This window comes from Bradyrhizobium sp. (assembly GCF_036735945.1).
Classification (GTDB): Bacteria; Pseudomonadota; Alphaproteobacteria; order Rhizobiales; family Xanthobacteraceae; genus Bradyrhizobium.
Map to the genome: position 1 here is coordinate 16,415 of NZ_DAINNI010000018.1, position 11,041 is coordinate 27,455.

8 protein-coding genes and 2 pseudogenes are annotated in these 11,041 nt (G+C 62.1%); 2 read left to right on the forward strand and 8 right to left on the reverse strand.

Annotated elements, in window-relative coordinates; all coding sequences use genetic code 11:
• Positions 1-21 precede the first annotated feature (21 nt).
• Positions 22-1,272 carry an ABC transporter substrate-binding protein gene (locus tag V7E26_RS09095; protein WP_324415117.1) on the forward strand — a complete coding sequence of 417 codons (1,251 nt, stop codon included), beginning with the start codon at positions 22-24 and terminating at the stop codon, positions 1,270-1,272.
• A gap of 105 nt (positions 1,273-1,377) precedes the next feature.
• On the opposite strand, the gene V7E26_RS09100 is transcribed toward V7E26_RS09095, so the two are convergent.
• From V7E26_RS09100 to V7E26_RS09135, 8 genes and pseudogenes are all read right to left on the reverse strand, one after another.
• Positions 1,378-3,246 carry a S8 family peptidase gene (locus V7E26_RS09100; protein WP_324415118.1) on the reverse strand — a complete coding sequence of 623 codons (1,869 nt, stop codon included), beginning with the start codon at positions 3,244-3,246 and terminating at the stop codon, positions 1,378-1,380.
• A 206-nt stretch (positions 3,247-3,452) separates the two neighbouring features.
• Positions 3,453-3,683 carry a hypothetical protein gene (locus V7E26_RS09105; protein ID WP_324415119.1) on the reverse strand — a complete coding sequence of 77 codons (231 nt, stop codon included), beginning with the start codon at positions 3,681-3,683 and terminating at the stop codon, positions 3,453-3,455.
• A 63-nt stretch (positions 3,684-3,746) separates the two neighbouring features.
• Positions 3,747-4,916: a hypothetical protein gene (locus V7E26_RS09110; protein ID WP_324415120.1), complete on the reverse strand. Its 1,170-nt coding sequence runs from the start codon at positions 4,914-4,916 to the stop codon at positions 3,747-3,749.
• 95 nt (positions 4,917-5,011) lie between these two features.
• The gene (locus V7E26_RS09115) at positions 5,012-5,857 is read right to left on the reverse strand and encodes an AfsR/SARP family transcriptional regulator (protein WP_324415121.1); all 846 of its coding nucleotides are present in this window, start codon (positions 5,855-5,857) and stop codon (positions 5,012-5,014) included.
• A 726-nt stretch (positions 5,858-6,583) separates the two neighbouring features.
• Positions 6,584-7,055, reverse strand: a pseudogene (locus V7E26_RS09120) (NrsF family protein).
• 252 nt (positions 7,056-7,307) lie between these two features.
• Positions 7,308-7,628 (reverse strand): annotated as a pseudogene (locus V7E26_RS09125) (thioredoxin domain-containing protein); the annotation flags it as partial.
• A gap of 378 nt (positions 7,629-8,006) precedes the next feature.
• Positions 8,007-8,978 (reverse strand): Bug family tripartite tricarboxylate transporter substrate binding protein, encoded by a 972-nt coding sequence (locus tag V7E26_RS09130; RefSeq protein WP_324415122.1) that lies wholly within the window; start codon positions 8,976-8,978, stop codon positions 8,007-8,009.
• Positions 8,979-9,096: 118 nt separating this feature from the next.
• The gene (locus V7E26_RS09135; RefSeq protein ID WP_324415123.1) at positions 9,097-10,167 is read right to left on the reverse strand and encodes a Bug family tripartite tricarboxylate transporter substrate binding protein; all 1,071 of its coding nucleotides are present in this window, start codon (positions 10,165-10,167) and stop codon (positions 9,097-9,099) included.
• Between the two features lie 142 nt (positions 10,168-10,309).
• Here V7E26_RS09135 and V7E26_RS09140 point away from each other — a divergent pair, with 142 nt between their 5' ends.
• Positions 10,310-11,041, forward strand: coding sequence for an alpha/beta fold hydrolase (locus tag V7E26_RS09140; protein ID WP_324415124.1), 732 nt, complete (start codon positions 10,310-10,312; stop codon positions 11,039-11,041).

Sequence of the window (11,041 nt, forward strand, 5' to 3'; positions counted from 1 at the left end):
CAAAGAAAAAGGGAGACCAATATGCCACGACATCGCTCTCACCTCGGCGCGGGCAGCCTGCTGCCACTCGCCACGGCGCTCGCGCTGTGTCTCGCAGCGCCGGCCTATGCGCAGTCCAAGGACCCGATCAAGATCGGCGTGATCGCCGAGGTGCAGTCGATCGCGGGCGCGGCAACGCCGGGCGGGGCACAGATCGCCGCCGACGAAATCAACGCCAAGGGCGGCGTGATGGGCCGCAAGATCGAGATCGTGACCTACGACAACAAGAGCTCGTCGGCGGACTCGGTCCGCGCCTTCCAGCGCGCCGTCAGCGAGGACAAGGTCTCCGCCGTCATCGCGAGCTACATCAGCGAGGTGGTGCTGGCGCTCGAACCCTGGGCTGCGCGGCTGAAGATGCCGCTGATCACGCCCGGCGCGGCATCGAACGAGATCACCAAGGCGATCCATAACGACTATGAGAAGAACAAATATACGTTCCACGGCTATCTGACGTCGGCCGCGCAGGCGCAAATCGTCTGCGACGCCGCCAAGGACCTGCTGGTCGACCAGCTCAAGTTCAAGACGGTGGCGATCATGAGCGAGGACGCCGCCTGGACCAAGCCGCTCGACGTCGGCTACGAGGCCTGCCTGCCCAAGGCCGGACTGAAGGTCGTCGAGCACATCCGCTTCTCGCCCGACACCACCGACTTCACGCCGATCTTCAACAAGATCGAGGGCCAGAAGCCCGACGTCATCGTCACCGGCATCTCGCATGTCGGCGTGCAGCCGACCGTGCAGTGGAAGAACCAGCAGGTGCCGATTCCGATGTTCGGCATCAGCGCGCAGGCGCTGAGTCCAACCTTCTGGAAGGATACCAACGGCGCAGCCGATGGCGTGCCGTCGCTCGCGGTGGCAACGCCAGACGTGGCCGTTACCTCCAAGACCAAGCCATTCGCGCAGGCGTTCAAGGCCAAGTTCGGCACGCCGCCGGCCTATACCGGCTACACCGCCTATGACGAGGTCTATATCATCGCAGACGCGATCCAGCGCGCCGGCTCGACCGACCCTGACAAGATGGTCGCCGAACTCGAAAAGACCGACTTCGAGGGAACCATCGGCAAGATCCAGTTCTATGGCAAGAACGACGAGTTCACCCACGGCATCAAGTCAGGCCCGGGCGCCGTGACCGGACTTGTGTTCCAGTGGCAGGACGGCAAGCAGGTCACGGTGTGGCCGAAGGCCATCGCGGAAGGGAAACTCAAATTCCCGAGCTTCGTGAAGCTGTCGCAGTGATGCGTCGAGAGCCCGGCTGCTCGCAGGGCACAGGTGACGCAATAGACGCCGAGGCACAGCTGCAGTTGCAGCTGTGCCTCATTTCATGAGGTCGCAACGCCTTCGTTACAGCAATCCGACCTTGTGCATGATCTCCCGGATCTGGGCCGGATCAAGGTCCGTCATCGTGGGGGCGAGTGTCGCGCCCGCCGTCTGTGCGGGACCGCGCGCGACATAGCTCCCACCGTTTTGCGCGGGATCGATGGACTGCAGCGTCATCGCACCCGCCGTTTGTGCCGGGCCGCGCGCTACGTAGCTCGCACCGCCCTGCACCGGATCGGCGGACTGCGGCGCCGGCGCACCCGCCGGAACCATGCTCGGCGAATCGACCGGCCGCAATCCCAATAGACGACGCAGGGCTTCCAGCGAAGGATCGGTTCCAGACGCGGCGGCGGCAACGGGGGCAACGCCGGTCTCGAGGCCGAGCGCCCGCATCGCGTTTGGCAGTCCCGCGCCCGTACGGTTCGGGTCGCCGAATTGCAGCGGCGTCGCCGTTTCCTTCAGAATCTGGAACAGCCGCTCGACACGGCGAGCGTCGCGATTCTGGAAGTTGCCTTTGGCGAAGTCCGGATGGTGCGCCAGCACGAGCGCAGCCAGGCCCGTGACGTGCGGCGTCGCCATCGAGGTACCGTCCCATGCACCGAAACCGTCCGCCGGAAGCGACGAGACGATCCCGACGCCGGGCGCGCAGACGTCGACCTCCGGCCCGAAGCAAGAGAACTTGGCCGGGAAATATCCGTCGCGGCTCTGGAAGCCGTCCAGCGCCTGCTGTGAGTGGTAGCTGTCGTCGGGGAACTCGCCCCATTTGCCCAACGCGGCGACCGCCAGGCAATGCGGCGTCGAAGCGGGAAACTGCACCGGCCCCGAGGAATTGCCGGCCGCGATGATGCAGGCCATGCCCATTTGCTTGGCGCGGATGATGCGTTCCTCGATGATCCGCGAAGGCTCGCCGCCGCCCAGACTCATGTTGGCGACGTCGATGCCCTGCTCCATGCAGTAATCGAGCGCAGAGACGAGATCGCTGAACCGGCCGCCCGGGAAGATGCGGCAGACGTGGACCTCCGCCGCGGGAGCGAAGCCGCGGATGCCGCCACCGGGTCCGACCGGACCGCCGGCGATAATTCCGGCGCAATGCGAACCGTGGCCGATCGTATCGACGGTCCACGCCGTCTTGTCGTTGCCGACCATGCTGGAGCCGTGCGTGACGCCGTGCAGATTGCGATGGGTTGGCGCCAGGCCGGAATCGATGACGGCGATCTTGATACCGGCACCGTCGAAGGACGGAGGCAGACGATCGAGGCCCATCGCGCGCTCACCCCAGCCCATCAACTGCTGGCCGGGGAAATCGCGCAGAACCGCGCCCAGCGCTCTCACGACGATCCGGTTGACACTGTTGGGAACGAGTTGCGGACGATCGAGCCAGAACGTCCAGTAGTCGACCTTCGGCTTGACGAGGATCGAGCGGATGGTTTCCGGCGTTTCGCCCTGAAGGGTCACTGTGGCGCGGCCCGACGCATCGGTGATGCCCTGTGCCGGCCACATGCTGCCGAACACATAGACTTCGGCTTCCGGCAACGGGCCATCCTGACCCAACACTTCGATCGTCGTTGTGAAACCGTCGGCCAGCGGCGTAAGCACCCCGGGATTGGGAAGCTGCGGCGTGGTCGGGTCCAGCATGTAGGTCAGCCGCTCGTCGCGTTCCACCGCACAACGTCCTTGTGCCTGGGTCTTCAGCAGCCTGGCCTTGTCGGGGGTCATGCGGGCGAGCACCAGCGGACTGAGCGGCACTTGTCCAAGTTCTGCGCTCTGAAACCCGAACAGGCGCGGCGCGGGCACCGTTTTCACCACCTCGATGTCAGGGCTGCTGGTAAGCTGCTGGGTCAGAAAGTCGGCGCTGAAGGTGGCAAGCCCGGCTTGCTGCTGTGGCGCGATCATGAATTGCGCCGGGCGCGATGCGATCGTCGCGGGCTCCTGCGCTGGTGCCGGTGACGGGCTGGCGCTGTGTTCCGGATGCGCGCCGTTGCCGTTCGCAGAATCGGCCGCCTCATTCTGATCACCGTGCCCGGAAGTTCCTGATTTGCCTCTTGTGGCCATCTGCGGCCTCCTTGATGTTTTGCGTGTCCAATGTTTGCCCACCAAAATCAGTCGGCATCGAATGGCTTCAGCTCTGAATTCGGCTCGACCACGAGCGTGGCAAACGTCGATTTCAGGCGATCAGCCTGTGTCTTCGTCATCGAAAGGATGACGACGTCGGGTGCAACCTGCGCGACTCGTTTCACGCCGGGCTCACGCTGCAAGTGGTCGTTGAGCTGACCGGATTTGACCGGGTCTCCCTGCACGATGAATTCCTGCGACGAGTTTGAATCCGCCATCTAGATTCCATTCACATCTGTGCGCGGAGGGCGGGCCTGCGCCCGCCCTCCGTCGCGTTGGGTCTAATGCATCGTGCCACCGGGCTGGCCGGCGTTGAAGACGCCGAGCTGGCGACCGATATCCAGGCCGGTCTGGGCACCCTGGCCGATCTTCTTCAGCACGCTCCAGAAGCTCTGCAGCTCCATGTCGGTCGGCGGCGCCACCGAGGCAGGCTGCAGGCCGGGCTGGCCGGCGCTGAAGACGCCAAGCTGGTGACCGATATTCACGCCGGTCTGCACACCCTGGCCGATCTTCTTCAGCACGCTCCAGAAGCTCTGCAGTTCCATGTCGGAGACCTGCGCCGCGCCGGGTTGCAGGCCGGGCTGATCGGCGCTGAAGACGCCAAGCTGGTGACCGATGTTCACGCCGGTCTGCACACCCTGGCCGATCTTCTTCAGCACGCTCCAGAAGCTCTGCAGCTCCATGTCGGTCGGCGGCGCTGCCGCGGCGGGCTGCATGCCGGGCTGACCGGCGCTGAAGACGCCGAGCTCCTTACCGACATTCAAGCCGGTCTGGACGCCCTGGCCGATTTTCTTCAGCACGCTCCAGAAGTCCTGCAGTTCCATGTCCGTCGGCGGCGCTGCCGCAGCGGGCTGCAGGCCGGGCTGGCCGGCGCTGAAGACGCCAAGCTGGTGACCGATATTCACGCCGGTCTGCACGCCCTGGCCAATCTTCTTCAGCACACTCCAGAAGCTCTGCAGCTCCATGTCGGTCGGCGGCGCTGCCGCGGCGGGCTGGAAGCCAGGCTGGCCGGCGCTGAAAATGCCAAGCTGGTGACCGATGTTCAGGCCGGTCTGGGCACCCTGACCGATCTTCTTCAGCACGCTCCAGAAGCTCTGCAGTTCCATGTCGGAGACCTGCGCCGCGGCAGGTTGATAGCCGGGCTGGCCGGCGCTGAAGACGCCAAGCTGGTGACCGATATTCACACCGGTCTGCACGCCCTGGCCAATCTTCTTCAGCACGCTCCAGAAGCTCTGCAGCTCCATGTCCGAAACCTGAGCGGTTTCCGGACCGGCAGAAAACGGCAGGAAACCTCCGCCGATGTGGCCCACGGTACCACCGATACTCTTTCCCCGCTTGCCGCCGAGCAGGCCGCCGATAACTCTTCCGGCCGCACCGCCCAGGATGGAGCCGAATATCCCCTGCGGGTCCAACTGGCCGTAGTCCTCAATTCCTTGCTGTGTTCCAGTCATGATCAAAGTCTCCTGATGAGTGCCTGACCCGCGAGCGACACGCGCTCCCCGCAGGGAGCCGGGATCACTACGCACGAATGTGCGAGCGGCTGATGCTACGACCAGGATCGTGATGCAGGTGTCACGCCGAGCGTGAAAGTTGCGTCAAAGTTTTTGGCGCCAGGCAATTTCTTCGCGCCGGGTAATTTGAGCGAGGAAGATCTCGGACCGTCAGCGCGAAACATGCGCCGGATCTCGTGCTGCAGCCGTTCGGTCTCCTGCTCCGGCACCGCGCGAACCTCCCTCCACAGCACGGCGCGGCAGAGATCATACTGGCGCAAAGCGTCGGTACGGCGACCTTTCTGCGCATAACAGCGCATCAAGATGCGATGAACCTCCTCCTGAACGGGGTCGATCGCCAGAATGCGCAACGCGAGCGCGATCGCGATATCCGTTTGCTCCCGCCCGCCCGTCGCCAGCAGGCCCGCAAGCGCCCGCATGGCTTGCACCCTCAATCGCTGGCGTTCTGCGGACAGCCAGGCTTCAAACTGGCATGAGGTTGAGCTGATGCCTTCGAGAAGGTCGCCGCGATAGAGTTCCGCCGCGCGCGCCAGCCGTTCGGGATCGTTCTCCTGGAGGAGCTGTTCGAATTCCCCGACATCGGTACTTATGGCGTTCGGGAAGATGCGAATGTCGTCGCGATCCGCCGAGATCACGTCGGCGTATTGCGGCAACACACGGCGCAATGTGAGCAGAGCCTGTCGAAGACTGGCGCGCGCGCGATCGCCGAAATGGCCATCCCATAGCAGGGTCGCGAGCTTGCCGCGTGAAATGGCGCGAGGGGAGCTAAGGGCGACATAGCCTAGAAGAGTTGCAGCCTTGCGGCTGGGGATCAACACCGACTCGCCGGAAGCACGCATTACCTCGACACCGCCGAAGAGATTGATCTGGAGCAGCGACATTGTCCTTTATCCTTCGGTCATTGTCCTCTGTCCCTCGGTTATCCAATACCGAGCATTCTTCTTGTGATCGGGATCACCGATGATCCGGACAGCGCCCACCACCCAAACGTCAGCGATCGGATCGAAATGCTCGCGCGGCCACCATACAACCTGAGTTAGACAAAACAATGGATCGTCGCCTCGCATCGTTTCAGCAATTTGTGAGGCTGCTTCTTCTCAATGTGTGAGATAGCCCATAGTCAACGTGCGAATTGTAGCTGCAGCAGAATCGTCCTGATGCGTTAGTTGACTTCGGCACCGAACAACCGCGCAAGACTTCGGCATGACTTGTCACGGCAATCAAGCGCGACGGCGCCGCGTTGCTGCAAAGGTCGGCTGAACTGACATATCGGTTCCACGATCGCGACGTGCGCATCACCTCTTGCGCTCGCTGTCTGCACGGTAGGTTGATCAAGACCGCCATCGCACCGGCCAAACACTTGCCACCGAGCAAGCCGACGCAGGCATTGGCACGCAAGAGTCGTGCGCGACGATATGGCACGCTCAAGCCGGAGCAGAAGACATGCAACCGCGCGGCGGGAAGTCGCAACGCGCACCACCGGCATCACCGGTTACCGATGTGCTCGGGATGAAAGTCTGAGCTGGCGGAGAGGGAGGGATTCGCGGCAAACACGGAAACAGTCGCCGTGAATCAAATACTTAAAAGAAATCCTCTCGTTCCTGGCCTCACCATCGCAAGTGACGGACCCCGGCCAGATAACCCGCAGATACAACGACCAGGATCGCAAGCGGATACCAGGTGATGACGAACAGCGGACTGTCGTCAAAACAGTTCATGGCGTTGAACACTGCCGCCTGGCTGCCCGCCGCCAAACCAGCCATCGCGCCGCTCCGCCCGGGAGCCGCCGGTGCCCCGCTTTTCAATGCCGCGATGAATACCGCGAGCGGGCCGCTCGCAAGCAGCGGGATCAGCGCCATGCAGTTTACGGCGTTGGAGCCGATCAGTCGCACCGCCCAATCCGATGCCGGAACCGCCATCAACTCGGCCGCCACCCCGGCGCACAGCACCAGCAACGGAACGGGCAGCAAGCGGCACAATGACAACAGACTTGAACAGGAAGCGGACTGTGTGAAGCGCGGCCTCAATGTCGTCTCGAAAGCCGATCCGCGTAAAGAACACAATCGCAACAAAGGCCATCGCCGGCAGCAACGCCAACAGAAGCGTCGTCCGCGGCTTTCGTCCGACATAATCCGTCGGCAGCCAGAGCCCGAATGAGATCCTCTGTCATCATCGCGGAACACCTCGCAAGGCGACGGTGCACTGCGTCAACAGACCGCGCCATCACGCCCCCTTCATCGTTTCGTCGCGGCCACTGCCAAAGTTACGCATGCCGGAGGCCTGAACGCAATCGTCTCAGGACTTGCGGGCCAGTGATTGCAAAGCCTGCTGTTCCCGCGCGGGAATATCCATCAGCGCGTGGTGCAGCGGCAAATGCCGGCCCTGGTATTTGGCCGCCAGCGCCAGGCGGGCGCCGACGATCGAGGTCTCGTGCAAGATCGGCCAATCCTTGTAGACGAGACGAATATTGCCGTCGGCCTTGACGAGCTTTTCGAGGCTTGTGGCGGCCTTCTTGCAATAGGGACAGTTGCAGTCAAGGAAATCGACGATGGTGAGGTCGCCATTGGGATTGCCGGACGTCGGTGCGTCGGGATCGTTCAGGATCATGTCACGCCTGACTTCTCCATGCTCGTCTTGCGTCCGCTCAAGCACCCTTTCGGGGTCACGTTCCGAGCACGATCGAGCGTGCCGTTTCCGCCGCCGAGCGATGTGTCTCGCCGTGCTGAGATTCGACGGAATAATGCGCAGCGTGGACTTAATGATGCAACGCCCTGCGATCATGGCAGTCGCGATTGCCGTGCTGAAAATCAGTCGATTCTCTGTCGACGGCTCTTACGGCAACACGTCAAGCCGACGCCTGCTGGATAGCCGCACCCACTCTCTTGCGCCGAACGATTGCAACCTCGGCATCCTCGAAAAGCTGATGGCCAAGCACATCACCGAGCATTATCCAAGCGACATCCCGATCGGTGACATCATCCGTTATGACGACAGCACCTTGCGCTCACGCACCCATTCATTTCCACCGTCTCAATCGAGCGTGATGCCGTTCTCTTTTATTATCGGGCCCCACAAGGCCATCGGCTGCTCTATGAACGTACGTTGTTGCGCAGCATCACCTATTACCATTGTCACCTGGAAGGATTCGGCGATTCGCTTATTGATCTCCGGCTCGCGCAATGTCTCGGCGAGAGCACTTGCAAACTTTTGGATGATTGGCTTCGGCGTGCCGCTCGGCGTGACAACGCCCCAAGAGGCGTATGATTCGAAATTGTCGAAGCCGCTTTCCAATGCCGTAGGCACGTCCGGCAAGGAGGGAATGCGAGTCTTGCCGGCTTGAATGAGCGGAACGATCGTCTTCGCGACAGTCTGCGGAACGATGAGCGCCGCACTGCCCACCACCATGTCGATGTGGCCTGCAATTGCATCGTTCATCGCCGGCCCGCCGCCACGATAGGGAACGTGAACGAACTTGCATCCAGCCTGTTTCTCCAGAAGCGTAATGGTCAGGTGCCCTACGCTTCCGCTTCCAATCGAACCATAGGTGACTGTGCTCGGCGCTGCCTTGGCGGCCGCTACTACGTCGGCAAATGACTTCCAGGGTCGAGACGGGTTTTTCGCCAGGACGTTAGGCGCGGTCCCAATGAGGAGAACCGTATCGAAATCGTTAAGCGTGTCGAAGTTCAATTTCATCAAGAACGGATTCACCGAATGAGTGTCGAAGACAAACAACCAGGTGTTGCCGTCCGGCGGAGATTTTGCTGCAGCGCTGGTACCGACACTCCCGGACGCTCCCGGCTTGTTCTCGACAATGATCGTGGCACCGAGTTTTTCCTGAAGTCCCGGCAGCACGATGCGGGCGATCGGGTCGATCGAGCCACCAGGTGGAAAAGGAACGATGATCTTGATTGTGCCCGAAGGCCATTCCTGAGCCCGTGCGCCAGCGCTGACCCAAGGCATCGCGATAGCTCCAGCAACCAACGACCGCCGGCTCAACTTCATGACTTCACTCCCTTCCAATTCGACCATTGACTGACCTGGCAATCACGGCGTCTTTCTCCGCGACCGTCGCCTGGCAGTTCATCTGCATTGGCGGATCGCACCTGGCTGCGAGGGCGATTCAGTCGACCTTGATCCCGAGTTCGGTCACCGTCCTGGTCCATTCAGCCGTCTCCCGCTCGACGAAGCCGACTATCTCTTCGTCATTTATCTTCGGAATTTCGGCTCCCTGGATTTCCCAGGCGCGAGCGACAGCCGGGCTGGTCAGAGAACCTTTGACCAGGCCTCTGATCCTGGAAACCAGATCGGATGGCGTGCCCGCGGGAGCCCAGATCGCGTACCAGATGGAAGCATCCAGTTGCGGACCTCCTGCCTCCACAAAAGCGGGAATGTCGGGGAATCGCGGCGATCGCTTATCGGCTATCAAGGCTATCGCCTTCAGCTTCCTACCTTCGATCTGGGGAGCGGACGTACCCATTCCGTCGAACATCATGTCGCAGACGTTGGCAATCAGATCGGTGAGTGCGGGCGCGGTCCCTCGGTAGGGCACATGCAGGATGTCCACCCCTGCGCGCCGCTTGAACATCTCTCCGATGATGTGCTGCGAGGTGCCGTTGCCGGACGAGCAATAGGTGAGCTTCCCCGGATTTGCCTTCGCCTCCTTGATGATATCGGCGACCGTCGCGAAGCGGGATTCCGCCGGCACCACCAGGACGTTCGGAACGACGGCGGTGATGGCGATCGGCACGAAGTCCTGGTCGATGCGATAGCCGCGAGACGGATAAACGGCTTCGGACATCGGCTGATGCACGCCACCGGCCAAGAGGACCGTGCCGTCCGCCGAGGATTTCGCGGCTGCGAGCACACCGACTGTCCCCCCGGCGCCGGCGCGATTCTCGATGATAATCCGGTTCGGAAGTTGGTCGCTGAGGGTCGACGCGATCGGTCTGGCGAAGCTGTCGACCCCGCCGCCAGGCCCGTACGGCACTACAATTTTGACGATCTTGGTGGGCCATTCCACCGCGTGTGCAAGCTGCACTGCAGGAAGCCACGAGAGAGCAGAGACGACGCAAGCAATTATCTTCAAAGCGGTTCGCACGATGTTTTCTCGCCTTGACCATGGATTGAAATCGATTTCGGACGAAATCGTCGGGTCGCAAGAAATTGTGCATCGCTCGAACAGGAGGTCCAATCGATAGTGCCAATGGAGCCATTCAGCGGAGTGATGCCGCTCAAGCCCCATTTGTCAGGGCAGCGCGAGGCCTTGTAAGTAGTTCAAGCAGCCGTAGCGGTGCAGGCTACGATCGGATATCGCACTTCGTCAGAGGAAGCCAATGGCTCTCGTTCTCGTTCCGGGTTTCATGCTCGATCAGGAGATGTGGGCGTCCCTCGAGCCCGAAATGAAAGATTACCGCCCGATCTTCCATGCCGACCTCGGCCGGGACGACAGCATCCGGACGATGGCACAGCGGCTGATCGCGGAGGCACCGAGCCGCTTCGTCCTGATCGGCTTCTCGCTCGGCGGCTACGTCGCACGCGAAGTGGCCAGGCTCGCTCCAGACGCCGTCAGCGCTCTGGTGCTCATCGCTACTTCCTCGCGCGCCGATACGCCAGAGCAGGTCCAGCGGAAAGCCGCCGCTGCGGTGCTCGCCGCCGACCCGTTCAAGGGCATGAGCCGCTTGTCGCTGCGGGCGGCAGTCCATCCAGACCGCAGTACCGACGACGACCTGATCGGCCGGTTGCAGGATATGGGACGTCGCCTCGGGCTGGAGACGTTTCGACGCCAGTCCGCTCTCGATCGGCATGGTGATGCCGACCGATTGAGCGAGATCGCGTGCCCGACGCTGATCGTCGCCGGCGCGGACGACAGGCTGCGGAGCCTCGACGAAGCCAACGAACTTCACGCCGGCATTGCGCACTCCACCTTGGAGATCGTGCAGCACACGGGTCACATGATCCCGATGGAGCAGCCGGCCGCATTGGCGAACGTCGTCAAGTCATGGCTCGGCAAGATCGATCTGGTAGAGGCAATCCTCTTCGATCAGCTCGACCGTCACCACCCCTGA

Coding starts and splice junctions, on each gene's coding strand:
- V7E26_RS09095 (WP_324415117.1), top strand. CDS start 22: ATGCCACGACATCGCTCTCACCTCGGCGCGGGCAGCCTGCTGCCACTC.
- V7E26_RS09100 (WP_324415118.1), bottom strand. CDS start 3,246: ATGATCGCGCCACAGCAGCAAGCCGGGCTTGCCACCTTCAGCGCCGAC.
- V7E26_RS09105 (WP_324415119.1), bottom strand. CDS start 3,683: ATGGCGGATTCAAACTCGTCGCAGGAATTCATCGTGCAGGGAGACCCG.
- V7E26_RS09110 (WP_324415120.1), bottom strand. CDS start 4,916: ATGACTGGAACACAGCAAGGAATTGAGGACTACGGCCAGTTGGACCCG.
- V7E26_RS09115 (WP_324415121.1), bottom strand. CDS start 5,857: ATGTCGCTGCTCCAGATCAATCTCTTCGGCGGTGTCGAGGTAATGCGT.
- V7E26_RS09130 (WP_324415122.1), bottom strand. CDS start 8,978: ATGAAGTTGAGCCGGCGGTCGTTGGTTGCTGGAGCTATCGCGATGCCT.
- V7E26_RS09140 (WP_324415124.1), top strand. CDS start 10,310: ATGGCTCTCGTTCTCGTTCCGGGTTTCATGCTCGATCAGGAGATGTGG.